Raw genomic sequence first — 16,256 nt, 5'->3', positions numbered from 1 at the left:
CCTTCATCACATCCGGGTTTCCACACCCGATCGCTGAACCGACAGCGACCTGGTCAGCCTAGAGAGCTGGCTTTCCCCGGACAATCAGACGGGCGTCGACACGGTGTGTAGGATAATTCCTTGGGATTGGTGTGAACGTAGGAAATGGTTCGCGGGGAAGTAGGACCCAGCTGAGAATTAGACGATTTGTGATGGTTTTTGTGAGTTCGCGTCATGGCGGCGAGGTGATCGTCAGGAAATTGCAGGATGGCTTCCAGGTGCCTGGCGATAGTTTTTGGGCGCCCATGAGATCGAGCGCCGCCCGCGCGGCGCTTCGCGGGTAAACCCGCTCCTACGTTTGTTTCTGGCCAATCCCTCCTGTGCCAGGCGCGCGCGACCGCCTTGTTTGTACGACGCGATATCGAGGCGTGCGCCAGGGGGCTCGCGTGCGCGTCCCACAGGAATAACTGGCCCGAAACAAACGTAGGAGCGGGTTTACCCGCGAAGCGCCGCGCGGGCGGCGCCCAATCTCACAGGCACTACAACCCTCAAGGCACGCGCCAAAAGGCCTCAGTCCGCATCCGAATCAAACAACCGCTCCAGCTCCACCCGCGCCTCCTTGGCCGTCTGCATCACCTTGGCCCGGTCATCACGCACTTGCCCCTGGGCCTCCAGCACCTCTTCGTCATGCTGGGTAAACCGTGCAATGCGGTCCGCCGCCTGTTCATCGCTCAGGCCCAACCCCACCAGTGCCCGGCGGGTCATTTCCAGGCTGGAGTAGAACGTCTCGCGAATCGGCTCGGCGCCCACATCCGCCAATTTGTGCACATGCTGGCGGTTACGCGCCCGGGCCAGCACCTTCAGGTGAGGGTACAGACGCTTCACCCGTGCGGCGGTATGAATGGCGGCTTCAGGGTCATCAATGGTGATGATGAAATACTCCGCTTCACCCACCTTGGCGGCGTGCAACACCTCCGGGCGCAGCGGGTCGCCGTAGAACACCGGCACCTGTTCGAACATGCGGGTCATCTCGATGGTGTCCACCGAGGTTTCCAGGGCAATGAACGGGATCTTCTGTGCCCGCAGGATGCGCGCGACGATCTGGCCCATGCGGCCCATGCCGACGATCACCACCCGCGGTGTATCCGTCTGGATCTGCTTGTACTGCTCGGGCACTTCACGCGCCGGTTGCGGGCGTTTGAGGGCGCGGGCGCAACCCAGCATCAGCAGCGGGGTGATGGCCATTGACAGGGTAATGGTCATCAGCAGCAGGTCGTAGGTCTGGGTATCGAACAGGCCTTGGTCCTTGCCCAGCTTGAACACCACGAAGGCGAACTCGCCACCGGCCGCCAGCACCATGCCCAGGCGCAGGGCGCTGGCGCTGTTCAGGCCGCCGACCAAGCGGCCGACGCCTATCAGCAACAGCAGCTTCACGGCCACCAGCAACAGGGTCAGGCCCAGCACCACCAGTGGCATTTCCAGCAGCAGGCGCAGGTTGGCGCCCATGCCCACGCTGATGAAGAACAGCCCCAGCAGCAGGCCCTTGAAGGGTTCGATCTGCGATTCCAGCTCGTGACGGTATTCCGAGTCGGCCAGCAGCAGGCCGGCGAGGAAAGCGCCAAGGGCCATGGAGATACCCGCTTCTTCCATCAGCCAGGCGGTGCCGATCACTACCAGCAGTGCGGTGGCAGTAGACACTTCCGGCAGGCCCGTGCGGGCCACGGTGCGGAACACCGGGCGCAACAGGTAGCGACCGCCGATGATCACCACGGCGATGCTGGCGAATACCTTCAGGCCGTGTTGCAGGCTGTCGCCTTGGCTGGTGTCTGGGCCACTGGCGGCCAGCAGCGGTACCAAGGCGATCAGCGGGATCGCGGCGATGTCCTGGAACAACAGGATGGCGAATGCCAGACGGCCGTGCGGTGCATTGAGCTGCTTGCTCTCGGCCAGGCTCTGCAGGCCAAGGGCGGTGGACGAAAGCGCCAGGCCCAGACCGAGCACGATGGCTGCTGGTAGCGTCTGGCTGAAGCCGAACAGGGCGATGGCGCCGATGACTGCGCCGGTCAGCACCACTTGGGCAGTGCCGACACCAAACACCGACTTGCGCATCAGCCACAAGCGTTTGGGCGACAGTTCCAGGCCGATGATGAACAGCAGCAAGACCACGCCCAGTTCGGAAATGTGCGCCACGCTTTCTGTGTCGCGGATCAGGCCAAGTGCTTGCGGGCCGATGACCACACCGGCGAGCAGGTAGCCGAGCACGGCACCGAGTTGCAGGCGCTTGGCCAGGGGGACGGCGAGGACGGCGGCAAGCAGGAAGATCACCGCGGTTTGCAGAAGGCTGCCTTCGTGTGGCATTGGCTCGTACTCCATGAGCTGCCGGGGCAGCGTTCGAACAGTTTGACGGACAATTCTGAGGGGTAGTGTGGCGTCAGACAATCATCTGACGGGAAGAAAAATTGTCCTGTCCAGAGTGACAATCGGTGCCGGCGCTTACCTGGGCTCAAGGCCTGTGCTATCTCTGTGGGAGCGGGCGCGCCCGCGAAGAAGGCAGCGCTAATCGGACTGTTCACCGCCACCAAACTGTGCCCGATACTGCGCCGGCGTCATGCCAATTCGCTCAAAGAATACCTTGCGCATGTGTCGGTCACTGCCAAACCCGCACTGCGCCGCCACCACCTTCATCGGCAGGTCACCGCATTCGAGCAACTTGCGCGTACGATCGATGCGCGCATTCTGCAGGTACTGCAGCGGCGTAATGCCCACCTCGCGCAGAAACGTCCGGGCAAAGTTACGCCCGCTCATGGCCACCAGTTCGGCCATTTTCTGCACGGTGAACGCCTGCTCGATGTGGTCGACGATATAGGCCTGCACCCGGGCAATCGGCGAGTCATCGCGTGGTACCGCAGCCAGCAATGGCCCGTAGGGTGTCTGCCCACCCTGACGGTGGCGGGCTACCAGCAGTACCTTGGCTACTTCCAGGGCCAGCGCCTTGCCATGGTCCTCGGCGACCACCGCCAGTGCCAGGTCGATCCCTGCAGTGATACCGCCCGAGGTGATCAGGCAGCGGTCCATCACGTAAATCTGCTCGGTCTCCACCTTGGCTTCGGGAAACGCCTGTGCCAGGCGCTCCACGTAGTTCCAGTGGGTGGTGCAGCGATAGCCATTCAGTAACCCGGCCCGCCCCAGCAGGAACACCCCGGTGCAGATGGCACCGAAGCGCTTTGCCTGGCGCACGGCCTTGGGCAGCCAGCGCTCGATCCCTGGCAGGGCGATGTCATAGGCCCCAGGGCCGCCCGGCACCAGCAACAGGTCGACGGCCTCCGGCAAGTCTTCCAGGCGCCGGTCGGCCACTACCTTCAGGCCGCATGAGCCGCGTACCACTGCTTGCCCCTCGGCCAAGGTCAGCAGCCGATATTGCCGTGCTGCAGGCAAGAACCGGTTGGCGATGGCGAATGCATCCATGGGACCGGTGACATCCAGCAGTAACACATCGTTGAACAGCACCATGGCCACGGTGCGGTGGGCGGGTTTTTCCTGCATACCTCTTTCGCCTTGAATGCCGACCGCGGGTAGCGGCCAGAAGCTGAATACGAAACGCATCTTAAGGTATCGGCAAAACGCCCAGGGCCAGCAGCGCACAATTAACAACAATTCAGGTTTGGCTCAGGACTTCGTCATGTGCCGGGGGCGAGACTTTCTGCATTGAACAGGAGAGTCGCCATGTACCCTGGGACGCCCGAAGCGCCGCTGCAAACCCCCGGCGCACTCACGCCCGCGCGGCTGCGCCGGGCCAAGGAGCTGATGTTGCATAGCCCGTTGTCGATCATCGAGATCGCCGCGGTATGCAACCTTACCCGCAGCCATTTTTCCCGCGCGTTCAAAGTCAACACCGGCCTTTCGCCGCAGGCCTGGCGCCTGCTGGCGCGCATGGAAAAGGCCAAGCGCTTGCTTGCAACCGAGGCGCCTATCACCCACGTGAGCCTGGAATGCGGCTTTTGTGACCAGGCCCATTTCACCCGTGCTTTCAGCCGCCTGGTCGGCCAGCCACCCAAGGCCTGGCGGCAGGCGCAGACACTTTCTTAAGCCAATGCTATCCACCGGTATAACCCCTGCGGACAGTGCCGGCCCGTTATCCCAACCCAAGGAGTCACCCCATGAGCCAACCCGATTACAAGCGCCTGAACAAAGACGACGCCGTGGTGCTGCTGGTCGACCACCAGACCGGTCTGATCTCGCTGGTGCAGGATTTTTCGCCCAACGAATTCAAGAACAACGTGCTGGCCTTGGGCGACCTGGCCAAGTTCTTTGGCCTGCCGACCATCCTCACCACCAGCTTCGAGCAAGGCCCGAATGGCCCGCTGGTGCCCGAGCTGAAAGAGATGTTCCCGGATGCGCCGTACATTGCCCGTCCCGGCCAGATCAACGCCTGGGACAACGAAGACTTCGTCAAGGCAATCAAGGCCACGGGCCGCAAGCAACTGATCATCGCCGGTGTGGTGACCGATGTGTGCGTGGCCTTCCCGACCCTGTCGGCGCTGGCGGAAGGTTTTGAAGTGTTCGTGGTGACCGATGCCTCGGGCACCTTCAACGAAACCGTGCAGCAAGCGGCTTGGGTACGCATGACCCAGGCGGGTGCGCAGATGATGAACTGGTTCTCGGTGGCCTGCGAACTGCACCGCGACTGGCGCAACGACATCGAAGGGCTGGGTAACCTGCTGTCGCAGCGTATCCCCAACTACCGCAACCTGATGAACAGCTACGCAGCGCTGGCCTCGCGCTGATGTAAACCTGTACTGGCCTCTTCGCGGGTAAACCCGCCCCTACAGCCGACCGTAGGAGCGGGTTTACCCGCGAAGAGGCCGGCACAGGCTATGCGTGATTCAAAGGCAGACTGACACGAATCCGGCATCCACCCAACTGCGACACCAGCGCCTGCAGCTGCCCGCCGTGGGCCTGAGCCACCGAACTACAGATCGCCAAGCCCATCCCCATGCCACCGGTCTTGGTGGTATGAAACGCATCGAATACGCGCTCACGCTCGTCCGCCGCGATCCCCGGCCCGTTGTCGTCCACGCAGATCTCCACCTCGTCCTCGACTACCGCCGACGTAATCTTCAGCACCCCGTCACAGCGATACCCCGCCAACGCTTCCAGGGCATTGGTAATCAGGTTGAACACCAGCTGCTGCAACTGCACCGGGTCGGCTGTCACGCACACCCCGGCCTTCAGCCGTGTCTGCACATCCACCTTGCCCTTGGCGGCGTCGGCCGAGGTCAGGCGCACCACCTCGCGGATCAATTCGTCCAGCTTCACCGCCTTGAGTTGCATCGGTGACTGCTTGGCCAGGGACCGCAGCGCCCGCACGATGTTGCCGGCCCGTTCGCTGTCGTTGCGGATGTCTTCCAGGCCGGCAATCGCTTCTTCCAGGTCGGGTTTGGCGCGTTTGAGCCAGCGCAGGCTGGCCGCGGCATTGGAGGCGATGCCCAGGAGCGGCTGGCTGATCTCGTGGGCGATGGACGCTGACAGCTCATTCATCGCCTGCAAGTGCGCACTGCGCGCCAGTTCCGCACGCGAGCGGCGCAACTCGGCCTCCATCTGGGTGCGGATCTGGTTTTCCTCGGCCAGGCGCGTGTAGAACTTGGCCGTTTGTAGCGACACCGCTGCCTGCGAGGCGAGGATTTCCAGCATGGCCAGGCGCTGACTGCCGAACAGGTTGGGCACGAGGCGGTTTTCCAGGTACACCAGGCCGATCAGCACGCCCTGGATCACCAGCGGCAGGCACAGCACCGAGCGGGCGTTGCGCGCCTGCAGCTGTTGGCGGAAGGCCTCCGGGCACTCACTGAGGGCATCGTTGAGCACCAGCGGTTTGCGGGTGCGCATGGTGGTGTTGATGACCGACAACGGTGCCTGGGTCATGAACTTCTGGCAGTTGTCCATGCTCACGTGCAGCCCGGCATCGTCGATGTAAGCCAGGGCGGCCATCTGGAATTCGGCGCCGCTTACAATCAGCAGCGCGCCATGGTCGGCACCGGAGTGCTGGGTCAGGTGGCCCATCAGGGTTTCGATCAGGCCTTCGAGCAGCACTTCTTCGGACAGCGCCCGCGCGGCTTCGATGCCGGCTTCGAGGTCCAGCCTGGCCTGGTGGGTGGCGCGATAGGTCTCCTGAATCGGCTGGGTACGCAAAAACGGATGCAACGTCTCCAACTGGTGCACCTTGCCGGTCGCGCCCCAGATGTGGAAGCAGTCGCGGGCAATGCGCAGGTGCAGGTTGGCGCCCGAGATCAGGCCGCTGGGGATGCACACCTCGGCCAGCTGTTCATGGGCCAGCGCCTGCTCGTGGATGAAGCCGGCAGCGGTGGCGGCGATTTGCGCCTGGTCGAAGCAGCGGATCGCGGCCAGGCCGTCGCCTTCGAGCTTGGCGATCACGCCCTCGATTAGCAACTGCTTGCTGCGGAAGGTGGCCGGGTTGAAGCCGGCCCAGCGGCTGAATCGCTCGCGCAGGGCCTGCAGCTCGCGCAGCTTGTCGGCAAGGCTGCCGTGGGCCTCGGGGCTGCCCAGGGCCAGGCCGCGGAACAGGTGATAGTCGGCCAGGTTGATGTGCGCCGGTGCGGCCCAGGTGTTGTCGCCGGCCAATGCCAGGTCGCGCATGGTCTTTGGGATATTGCCCATGTAGAAGGCGCACATGGCGGCGAACAGGTGTTGGAAGAACCGCGTGGTGGGCGACTTCGAGGCGGTGGCCGGGGCGGGGCAGGGCGTGCCGCTCAGGTTGGCGACGAACGCTTGCTGTGCCAGCAGGATCTGCTCGATATCGCCGTAGCCGTGGCGACGTACAGTGGCCAGGCCTTGCGCCACCTCCTCGACCACGTCCGGCAGGTAGCGGCCCATGAACAGCGAATCTGAAACCAGGTGGTTGCAGGCATAGCAGCTCATCGCCAGGTCACCGCTCAGGCGCGCCGAGTCGACCGCGTCCAGCGCGGTACGTCGGGCGAATTCCATGGGCGAGGTCCAGGCGCTGACCTGATCCAGGGCCAGCAGCGCGCTGGTCAGATCAGCGTCGAAACCGTGCCGTTCGATCAGCTTGAGCGCGGCCAGGCAACAGGCATGGCCATCATGGTAAGCGCCAAAACGCTCGGCAATCATCACGCCGTACCAGGCCATGCCGTAGGTGCTGCCAGGGGCAACGCCGTGCAGTAGCGACAACTCCATGAGCTTGGCCAGGTGCAGGAAGCTGATGTCGTCCTTCACGAAGAAGGATGATGACAGAGTGGCCAGCAGGCTGATGGCAACCGTCACTTCCTCCGAGTCGGTGCGCGGCAGTGACTCCAGGCAATGCCGGTCCTTCTGTTCGATCAACGCCTGCACATGGGCATGACTGGCCTCGACCTGCTGCCAGTCGAGGCCCCGCACCGGGCTGATACCCAGTAAGTCCAGGCCGGCCAGGGCGCTGTCGATGGCCGCCTGATAGTCACCGCGCAAGGTGTACAGCAGCGCCTGCAGCCGGCACGCCCGTGCCTGGTCCAACACCGAGCGAGCACGCTGGCGGCATTCAGTGAGGCGGGCCTCGGCCGCGATCGTGCGTGACAGTTGCATGTCGCACTCCGTCGCCATGCAGGCGATGGCAAAGCCATGCGTGGCGCGGCTTTCCAGCGTGGCGCTGTGCTGCAGCAACTGCTCGGCGGTGTGCAGGTAACCAGCGGCCTGCTCGAAGGTGCCCGCGTCGCGTGCGCATGATGCGGCTTCGCGTAAAAGCTGCAGGAACGCTTCGCAGTCATCCGCTGCAAACCCGCAGGGGCTGGCGCGTTGTAGCTGGCTGGCGAGCTCGAACAACACCTCGTGCGTTCGCCCTGGCCAAGCCTGGCGCATGGCCAGGGCGATACGTGCATGCAGCGAGGCGCGCTGGTGCACGGGCGTGAGTGCATAAGCGGCCTCCATCACCCGGTCATGAGTGAAGCCCAAGCCGTTCTGGCCCGGTTGCAGGAAGCCAGCGCCAATCAAGGCTTTCAAGGGTTCGCCTGGCGGTTGGGCGAGCACTTGCCGAAGCAGGTGTTCATCGCAGTGGCTGCCCGCCGCGCTGACGACCCGCAACAGGTCGCGTTGCGGTGCCGGCAGGCGCTCCAGACGGTGGACCATCAGGTCGGCGACATTGTCGGAGTAGCAGTGCCGGGCCACGGCCTGCAGGCACCAAGACCAGCGCATGGCCTGGGTGTCGAAGATGAACAGCTGGTCTTCGACCATGGCCCTGAGGATCTGGTTGATGAAAAACGGGTTGCCCGCCGTCTTGCCATGCACCCGTTCGGCCAGTTGAAATGCGGCCTCGGGGGCAACATGGAAGCGCTCGCCAATCAGCTCGGCCACCGCCCCACCGGCCAGCGGCCGCAGGTTCAGCGTGGTGCTGCGCACCGCTGCGGGTATGGCCAGCGGTGCGCTGGTGGTGGGCGTATCGTTGCACCGGGTGAAAATCAGCAGCAGGTTGGCCGGCGCTTCAGCCAGCAGTTGGGCCAACAGTTGCCGGGTGGCGTCGTCGGCCCATTGCAGGTCGTCGAAGAACAGCACCAGCGGTTGGCCAGGCCGGCTGAAAACCTGCAGGAATTCAATGATCGCGTGCAGTTCCTTCTGCAACGCAAGGCGCGTGGGCTTGGCGGGTAATTGGGGCAGGGGGCCGAGAATCAGTTGCAGGTCCGGGGCCAGTTTGCCGAGCAGACGACCATGACTTTTGATGCGGCGCTGGATTTCGCGGCGCAGGGTGACGAGGTCCTGACTATTCTTGGCCAGCAACTGGGTAGTCAGGGCACTGAGTATTTCGATCCAGGGCGTGTAGGGCACTGCTTGGGTGTGGCTGTTGCATTTGCCGACGGCCCAGTAACCTTCGGCGTTGGCCTTGAGAGCGGCTTCGACCAGGCTCGACTTGCCCATGCCAGCAGCGCCGTTGATGACCAGGGCTTGTGGTTTGCTATCGCGATTCAAGGCCTTGAGCAGCAGGGTGATAGCCTTTTGCTCGGCGCCGCGGCCAAACAGGCGCGCGTGGCCGGGCGCTACCGGGTCGGCGCAGCCTGGGGTGAAGGGTGCCATGGTTTTGTGGGCGGCCCACTGCCGCTGGCAGTGAGCCAAGTCCACTGCAAAGGCGCGCGCGCTCTGGTAGCGGGCGTCCGGCTCTTTGGCCAAGGCCTTTGCCAGGACCAGGCTGAGGGAGTGCGGCACCTTGCTGTCCGCTTCGCTGGCCGCCCGCGGCTGCACACCAGCATGCAGCTGTCGCCAGTGCAGGGTGTCGCGCCCGGCCAGCGGCAGTTCGCCTACCAGTAACTGGTAGAGGATTGCCCCCAGGGCATAGATGTCACTGCGTCGGTCGCTGCTGCTACCGTGCGGGCAAACCTGCTCCGGCGCCAGGTAGGCCCAGTTGCCGAGCGGGGTGCCCTGTTCGCTGATCCGCTCTGCTGGGTCGGCACGAAAGAAGCCCAGGCGCACCCGCTGGTGGGCGCGCAGGTACACATGTTCAGGCTGCAATGTACCGTGCAGCACATTGCGTTCGTGCGCTTGCGCCAACGCATGGGCAGCGTTCACCGCGATGTCGAGAAACGGCTCCAGTGCAGCAGGGCCTTCAGCGATCAGGTCGGCGACTGAGCGCCCGGCCGGGTACACCAGCAACGGGCCTTCGGCCGAGCGCACGAACGCCGAGGGGATCACCGCCCACTGCGGGTCCAGTTGCAGGCGGTAGTCACGTTCCAGGCGCTGACAGGCGGAAGGGGCCTCGAGCGGCGCGCGCACGGCGATCCAGGCCTGATTTGTGGCTGGGTCGCGCAGGCGGAAATAGCTGAGTTCACCTTCCTGGCCCAGCGCGCTGACCTCGCACCGCTTCAGCCAGCCCTCGTCGATTGACTGGTCGTAATCGATGGGCCTGTGGGCAAGGCGTTCATCGAGCATAAAGCACCCCCGCTAGCGACATCCTGAGGCGCGAGTATACGCAGCGGGCCCAGCATGGATGCGGGTTACAGCCTGCTTGGCAGGAACGGGCACGCTGTTGTCCGTTATCGTCCCCTTGGGGCAGGCGGGCTTTTGTATAGTCCTTGGGCCAACCTATCCCTCGGGATAATTGTCTGAACGCCAACGCTGGCCTAGGCTGCCCAGGGCAGCGAAAACGCCCGTGCCCGCGCGAGGAAGCCATGATCCGAATAGGCAATGCCCAGGTGTCGCTGGAGCGGCGCGAAGTCTTTGTCGACGGCAAGCCGATCCTGTTGGGTGGGCGTGCTTTCGACGTGCTGGCCACGCTGATCAGGGCCAAGGGCCGCGTGGTCGGCAAGGACGAGTTGTTCAGCCAGGTGTGGTCCGGCACGGTGGTCGAGGACAATAACTTGCAGGTTCAGGTGTCCTTGCTGCGCAAGGCCTTTGGCGACCGTGGCCTGATCCAGACCGTTCCGCGCCGGGGCTATCGCCTGGCCGCGCAGATCAGCCTCGAGGAGCCTGGTGAGGCATTGGGCAGGTCGTTGCTGCGCAGCCTGGCCGAGACTGTCGAGCCGCTCGATGAGCGCGTGAATGTGCCGGTGTTGGTGGTGGATGACGACTCGTCGGTGCGCACCGCGTTGGGCCGGCTGTTGCGCTCGCAGGACATCCCGCACCACTTGTTTGCCAGTGCCGAGGCGCTGTTCGAGGCCCGCCTGGAAACCCCCTGTGCCTGCCTGCTGCTGGACATGCACTTGCCTGGCACAAGTGGCCTGGAGGTACAGGATGCGCTGTGCCGGCTGGCGCTGCCCTGGCCGATCGTGTTCATGACTGGTTTCGGCACCATCCCGATGACCGTCCAGGCCATGCGCGCCGGGGCGGTGGAATTTCTGACCAAGCCGTTCGATGAAGACCAGTTGCTGACCCTGTTGCAGACAGTGCGCGCCCGGGCCGTGGCCGAAGGCCACAAGTGGCTGCAGGCGCGGCAGGTCGAGGAAAAGTACCAGCGCCTGACTCAGCGTGAGCGCCAGGTCTTCTCGCTGGTGGTAGGCGGCTTGTCGCACAAGCAGATCGCCAGGCAGATCGGCACCAGCGAGGTGACGACCAAGGTGCACAAGAAGAACATCATGAACAAGATGCAGTCCCGCTCGCTGCTGGAGCTTGCGGCCATGCACAACCTCCTCGGAGCGCGGTCTGCGAGCCTGGGCGGCGCATGAGCAGAGGGGTGTGCATCGTCGACGACGATGCCTCGGTGCGCAAAAGCCTGGCCAACCTGCTGCGCTCGGCGGGGTTCGAGACCTTGTCGTTTTCCGCCGGGCACGCATTCCTGGCTTCGCCACTGGCGGGCGAGGCGGGCTGTGTGTTGCTGGACCTGAAAATGCCGGGGATGAGCGGGCTGGAGGTACAGCGTGAGCTGGCACAGCGGGGGTGGCGCTTGCCGGTGATCTGTATGTCGGCACATTGGGACGATGGCTCGGTACGGGCAGCGATGGGCCTTGGGGCACTGGCCTGCCTGGGCAAGCCGTTTTCTGAAGAGGTGCTGCTGAAGGTGGTTGAAGAGGCTTTGGCTGGCGGTCAGTGAGGTATGGCTGTGCCGGCCTCTTCGCGGGTGAACCCGCTCCTGCAGGGGGGCATCACAACCCTGGCAATCTAACTGCTCCCCGGTCGGTACTGCAGGGCCTCGGCCAGGTGCGCCCGGCCAATCGTCTCGCATCCCTCCAGGTCCGCCAGTGTCCGCGCCACCTTCAACAACCGGTGCGCCGCCCGTAGCGACAAGGTCAGCCGCTCGCAGGCCCCTTCCAGCCAGACTTGGTCCGCCGCTACCAACCCACAGTGATGCCTTAAACCTTCAAGGTCGAGAAATGCATTCGCACAGCCTTGTCGCCTGTGCTGCAGCTCCCGCGCTTCAGCCACCCTGGCGGCGACATCGGCACTGGTTTCACCACAAGGCTGGTTGTTCAATGTAGTGCTCTCGCGAGCCACGGTCAGGTGCAGGTCGATGCGGTCCAGCAGTGGCCCGGACAGCTTGTTGCGATAGCGCGCGATCTGCTCGGTGCTGCAGCGGCAGCGGCCAGTGGGGTCGCCCAGGTAGCCGCAAGGGCAGGGGTTCATCGCCGCCACCAGCTGGAAGCGCGCGGGGAAACGCACTTTGTCGCGGGCACGGGCAATCACGATTTCACCTGACTCCAGTGGCTCGCGAAGCACTTCCAGTACGCGCCGCTCAAACTCCGGAAGTTCGTCGAGAAACAACACGCCGTGATGGGCGAGCGTGATTTCACCTGGTTGCGGTCGGCTACTGCTGTCGGCTTTCGAAATAGCTGCGAAACCATTACTCTAGAGGGCGCGAGGTACCGTTTCTGCTTGCACAAATAGCTGCGAATAATTTTCGAATTGGATGCGACAGGATTGAAAATGACTCGAAATAGCTGCGACAAACCTCAGCAGGTCCGTCCCATCAAACCGACACGTCGCAGCGTTTCAGGGTTTTTGCCCTTCCGCGGCGTAGGAGGTGTCCCATTCGAGTCATTGCTCGAGCGCGATTTTCTGAAGCGGATGAGGTTCTCCCATCGAGTTGAGTCTGTGATTGCTCAGCCTGTTCGCGTTGACTTCGTTGACTCCCTTGGGCGAGCCCAGACCTATACCCCAGACTTTCTGGTGCACTATCGCCAGCCCGCCGACGTTGAATACATGGACTACATCAAGCCGATGCTGGTCGAGGTAAAGCCCGCCTACGAGTGGCGTAAGAATTGGCGCGCTTGGCTCGGAAAATGGAAGGCAGCGCGTCGTTACGCGAGGCAGGAAGGATGGACCTTCAGTATTTACGACGAATCGCGCATCCGTGGATTACCGCTCGAGAACATCACCTTCCTAGAGCGATTCGAGCGGTTGGATTTCGATCAGGTAGACATCGAGATGGTCTTGAAAACGCTTCAGGAGATGGAGTTTGCTCCTGTCCACTACTTACTGGCACGCCATTTCAAGGGCCTATATCGTGATCGCGGGGTAGCTCTGTTGTGGCACCTGATCGCAACTGGGCGGGTGGAATGCGATATCACCGAGCCTTTGAATGAATACCTTGAGCTTTGGGTGGCCACGCGATGAACATTTATGAGATCGACACGGACGAGCACTTTGTTCCTTACGAACCGTCCAGGGAGCGTGTGCGTGTTGAAGTGGGCGAGATGGTCCGATGCGACAAGCAGATCTTCCGGATCGTCCAGTTGCTCGACTTTCAGAATGTCGTCGGCGTCGAAGTGGAGACCGGCCGAAGCGTGTCGCTTCGGATCGCAGAGCTGCTACCAGTTGAGCAAGAGCGGGTTGATGGGTTGTACGTTAACTATGACGTTTCGACGATCAGCTCGGATGAGTGGGCAGTGGCTCAGCAGCGCTTTTCAGCGATCAAACCATTGTTACGTGACTCAGTCCTGCCAAGAAGCAGCGTAGAAGAGCGTGCCAAGGAAGTTGGTGTGGATACCGCCACGCTTTATCGCTGGCTTGAACGCTACCAAAGCTGGCACGAGGTCCTGGCGCTGGTGCCTCGCAAGCGTGGATGGCAATCGGGTAATAGTCGGTTAAGCGCCCAGGCGGATAAGCTCATCGATGACGTGATTGATCAGCACTACCTGACCATTCAGCGTAGAACGGTCCAGTCGACCATTGCAGAAATCGAGTCGCAGGCAAAAGCTCTTGGAATCAAACCTCCCAGTGCTTCTGCGATCAGAGCCCGTATCAAGCGCATTCCTGAAAAGATCGTTCTGCGCAGGCGTGGTTACGCGGACAAGGCTCGGAATCGGCATACACCTTCAGTAGGGAAATTCCCAGGTGCTGACTACCCGTTGGCTGTAATCCAGATCGACCATACGCCCATCGACTTGATCATCGTGGATGACCGACATCGCAAGCCAATTGGTCGGTTGTGGCTGAGCCTGGCGATCGACGTGCACTCTCGGATGATTACTGGCTATTACTTGGCATTGGAAGACCCTTCAGAAATCTCCGTAGGCATGTGCTTGGCGCACTCAATTTTGCCGAAGGAAGCCTGGCTGAACCTACACAATGTTCGAGGTGAGTGGCCTGTGTGGGGCTTCCCTCGTGTGGTGCACACCGATAACGGTCCTGACTTCCAGGCTGAGAATTTCCGTCGATCGTGTGCGAACTACAACATTGAGAACCAGTTCCGGCCGGTGAAGCGTCCCAAATACGGCGGTCATATCGAGCGTCTTCTCGGTACCTTCATGAGCGAGCTGCATGAGCTACCAGGTACTACGTACAGCAGTGTGCCTGATCGAGACGGTTACAACTCGGACAAGCACGCCGCGCTCACGATGGGTGAGTTCGAGGAATGGTTGGTGAAATCGATCATCCTCTATCACAACCGCAACCACTCAGCGATCTACATGAGCCCCGCGCGCAAATGGCACATCGGTTTCTTCGGCAGCCGTGAAGCCGATGCCTTGGTGAGTATTCCTCCGCGGCCTGCAGATCCGCTGACTGTCCAATTGGACTTCATGCCTTCTTATCGCCGCACCGTCCAGCATTATGGTGTGCAGCTTGATGTCTACTACTACTCGGAAGCCTTACGACATTGGATCGGGACTACAGATCCTGCAACCGGCCAAGCCCGCAAGTTTGTCTTCAGAAGAGACCCGCGTGATATCAGCGTGATCTGGTTCTATGACCCAGTACTCAAGCAATACTTCAGGGTACCTGTGGCCAACCAGGCCTTCCCAGCAGCGACTCTATGGGAGTTCCGTGCAGCGAAGAAGCAGGCGGTTGATGAAGGCCGGCAGCATATTGATGAGGCATTGATTGGCAGGCTGATCCAGGAACGCCGTCAGATCGTTAGTGAGGCCTCGGCAAGTACCAAAAAGGCGCGTCGTGATGCTCAGAAGCACAAGGTGCACAGCAAAAACGTCACCCCAGCGCAGCCTGTCAAAACCCTTGTAGAACCACTACATCCAATTCCTTCTGACGAAGGGTTGCTGCTTGATGATGTTGACCTGATTGGTGATATCCAATGACTGAGTACGCACACCTCCACGCCGACTTCAGGCCTGTGCTGCAGCTTTCCGCCCGAGAGCGTATTCGCTTCATGGGCGAGCCTCGTTGGATTGGCTACAAGGCTGCTCATCACATTCTAGATAGCCTTGAGTGCCTACTTGATGCTCCCAAGCGACCTCGAATGCCTAACATGCTCATTGTCGGTGACCCAAACAACGGTAAGACCACCATCGTTCGGCATTTTGAGAAGACGCATGGTGAGGGCTACGTTGACGAGAACTCCGAGCCTGTGCGGCCGATAATCTTGGCCGAGGCGCCGCCATCTGCTGAAGAGAAAGATCTCTACATTGCGATTCTTGATCGCATGTGGATGCCTTACAAGACCACCGATTCCAAGGTCACGCTGAGGTTCCAGGTCATTCACGCGCTGCGAGAGCTAAAAGTGCGTATGTTGATCATCGATGAGGTTCACTCGATGCTCACAGGCTCCGCCACAAAACAGCGGGAAGTCATGAACGCCCTCAAGATGTTGTGTAACACACTGATGATCCCGATCGTTGGCGTGGGCACTCCAAATGCAGTGCAGATCCTGCACCTAGATCCGCAGCATGCCAGTCGTTTTGACGTCATCAAGTTGGAAACCTGGAAGCTGAATGCGGATTTCCAACGCTTGCTTAAGGCATTCGAGGCCGTGTTGCCGTTGAAGAAGGCCTCTGAACTCTACAAGCCGGAGCTTGCCCAGCTGATCCATTCCATTTCGGGTGGCAATACGGGGGATTTACACGGCTTGCTGCTCGAATGTGCCACGGAAGCTATTAACTCTGGGAAGGAATGCATCGATCGACAGCTCATTGAGAGTAAGTCGTGGAAACGTCCTACACGTGGCATCCGGGAGCGCGTTGTGTAAACCCGCGGTGGCCGCTTACCCCGCCCATTTTGCCCGATGAGCTGTTTTCCTCCTGGTTAGTGAGAACAGCACATGCTCATGGCTGCTTGCCCAGTTCGCTGACTGGTGCAGTTTGGCCAGGTAGCCATGCATGGAGCGTCGACCCTGATCGAGCGCATCCTTGGGCTAACTTGGATAGGTTGTCCGGTATGTCCGGCCTAAGCTCACATCAGCTTTTAGCCAGTACGCTATGGCCGGTTATGCAACGATTGCATCCCAGGCCTGTTCTCCAACGCTCAATGTACTTGCCTTGGATATTGCCGCTGGGTTGCCGGAGCCGATCACATGCAGGGGGGCTCATGTGTTGCCCTGACTGCATCAAGAGTGGTGTTCCCCACTTTCTGCTACAACACCGCTTGGCCTGGCATACGGCCTGCCCATGGCACAACATGCT

Annotated in this window: 10 protein-coding genes and 2 pseudogenes; 8 read left to right on the top strand and 4 right to left on the bottom strand. The window is 61.7% G+C overall.

Annotated features, from left to right (window positions below):
* Positions 1–549: 549 nt before the first annotated feature.
* Entirely contained in the window at positions 550–2,337 is a 1,788-nt protein-coding gene (locus tag LU682_RS28585) for a monovalent cation:proton antiporter-2 (CPA2) family protein (RefSeq protein WP_010955761.1), read from the bottom strand.
* Positions 2,338–2,535: 198 nt separating this feature from the next.
* Positions 2,536–3,522, bottom strand: coding sequence for a GlxA family transcriptional regulator (locus LU682_RS28580; protein WP_010955760.1), 987 nt, complete (start codon positions 3,520–3,522; stop codon positions 2,536–2,538).
* A gap of 180 nt (positions 3,523–3,702) precedes the next feature.
* Here LU682_RS28580 and LU682_RS28575 point away from each other — a divergent pair, with 180 nt between their 5' ends.
* Positions 3,703–4,065: a helix-turn-helix domain-containing protein gene (locus LU682_RS28575; protein WP_020192890.1), complete on the top strand. Its 363-nt coding sequence runs from the start codon at positions 3,703–3,705 to the stop codon at positions 4,063–4,065.
* Positions 4,066–4,136: 71 nt separating this feature from the next.
* The gene (ycaC, locus tag LU682_RS28570) at positions 4,137–4,763 is read left to right on the top strand and encodes an isochorismate family cysteine hydrolase YcaC (RefSeq protein WP_003253573.1); all 627 of its coding nucleotides are present in this window, start codon (positions 4,137–4,139) and stop codon (positions 4,761–4,763) included.
* Between the two features lie 88 nt (positions 4,764–4,851).
* Here ycaC and LU682_RS28565 read toward each other — a convergent pair whose 3' ends face one another.
* Entirely contained in the window at positions 4,852–9,900 is a 5,049-nt protein-coding gene (locus LU682_RS28565; RefSeq protein ID WP_232914921.1) for a trifunctional serine/threonine-protein kinase/ATP-binding protein/sensor histidine kinase, read from the bottom strand.
* Positions 9,901–10,139: 239 nt separating this feature from the next.
* On the opposite strand from LU682_RS28565, the gene LU682_RS28560 reads away from it, so the two are divergent.
* Together LU682_RS28560 and LU682_RS28555 are read left to right on the top strand one after the other, a co-directional pair.
* Positions 10,140–11,132, top strand: a complete 993-nt coding sequence (locus tag LU682_RS28560; RefSeq protein WP_049588349.1) for a response regulator — start codon at positions 10,140–10,142, stop codon at positions 11,130–11,132.
* Positions 11,129–11,497: a response regulator transcription factor gene (locus tag LU682_RS28555; protein ID WP_010955756.1), complete on the top strand. Its 369-nt coding sequence runs from the start codon at positions 11,129–11,131 to the stop codon at positions 11,495–11,497. The genes LU682_RS28560 and LU682_RS28555 overlap by 4 nt, the downstream gene beginning before the upstream one ends.
* Before the next feature lie 68 nt (positions 11,498–11,565).
* Here the strand turns inward: LU682_RS28555 and LU682_RS28550 are convergent.
* A pseudogene (locus tag LU682_RS28550) lies at positions 11,566–12,210 on the bottom strand (ATP-binding protein); the annotation flags it as partial.
* Positions 12,211–12,468: 258 nt separating this feature from the next.
* Between LU682_RS28550 and LU682_RS28545 the strand changes: the two are divergent.
* The 4 genes and pseudogenes from LU682_RS28545 to LU682_RS29880 form a co-directional block, all read left to right on the top strand.
* Entirely contained in the window at positions 12,469–13,017 is a 549-nt protein-coding gene (locus tag LU682_RS28545) for a heteromeric transposase endonuclease subunit TnsA (protein WP_028699239.1), read from the top strand.
* A complete protein-coding gene (locus LU682_RS28540) occupies positions 13,014–14,936 on the top strand; it encodes a TnsB C-terminal domain-containing protein (RefSeq protein ID WP_015272297.1) in 1,923 nt (640 codons plus the stop codon). The genes LU682_RS28545 and LU682_RS28540 overlap by 4 nt, the downstream gene beginning before the upstream one ends.
* Positions 14,933–15,823, top strand: coding sequence for a TniB family NTP-binding protein (locus LU682_RS28535; protein ID WP_015272296.1), 891 nt, complete (start codon positions 14,933–14,935; stop codon positions 15,821–15,823). Before LU682_RS28540 ends, LU682_RS28535 begins: the two co-directional genes overlap by 4 nt.
* Positions 15,781–16,200 (top strand): annotated as a pseudogene (locus LU682_RS29880) (TniQ family protein); the annotation flags it as partial. The gene LU682_RS28535 and the pseudogene LU682_RS29880, both read left to right, overlap by 43 nt.
* Positions 16,201–16,256: the final 56 nt, after the last annotated feature.

This window comes from Pseudomonas alloputida (assembly GCF_021283545.2).
Taxonomy (GTDB): Bacteria; Pseudomonadota; Gammaproteobacteria; order Pseudomonadales; family Pseudomonadaceae; genus Aquipseudomonas; species Aquipseudomonas alloputida.
This window is presented reverse-complemented; position numbering and strand designations above follow the sequence as displayed.

Coding starts and splice junctions, on each gene's coding strand:
- LU682_RS28555 (WP_010955756.1), top strand. CDS start 11,129: ATGAGCAGAGGGGTGTGCATCGTCGACGACGATGCCTCGGTGCGCAAA.
- LU682_RS28575 (WP_020192890.1), top strand. CDS start 3,703: ATGTACCCTGGGACGCCCGAAGCGCCGCTGCAAACCCCCGGCGCACTC.
- LU682_RS28565 (WP_232914921.1), bottom strand. CDS start 9,900: ATGCTCGATGAACGCCTTGCCCACAGGCCCATCGATTACGACCAGTCA.
- LU682_RS28580 (WP_010955760.1), bottom strand. CDS start 3,522: ATGCAGGAAAAACCCGCCCACCGCACCGTGGCCATGGTGCTGTTCAAC.
- ycaC (WP_003253573.1), top strand. CDS start 4,137: ATGAGCCAACCCGATTACAAGCGCCTGAACAAAGACGACGCCGTGGTG.
- LU682_RS28540 (WP_015272297.1), top strand. CDS start 13,014: ATGAACATTTATGAGATCGACACGGACGAGCACTTTGTTCCTTACGAA.
- LU682_RS28535 (WP_015272296.1), top strand. CDS start 14,933: ATGACTGAGTACGCACACCTCCACGCCGACTTCAGGCCTGTGCTGCAG.
- LU682_RS28585 (WP_010955761.1), bottom strand. CDS start 2,337: ATGCCACACGAAGGCAGCCTTCTGCAAACCGCGGTGATCTTCCTGCTT.
- LU682_RS28560 (WP_049588349.1), top strand. CDS start 10,140: ATGATCCGAATAGGCAATGCCCAGGTGTCGCTGGAGCGGCGCGAAGTC.
- LU682_RS28545 (WP_028699239.1), top strand. CDS start 12,469: ATGAGGTTCTCCCATCGAGTTGAGTCTGTGATTGCTCAGCCTGTTCGC.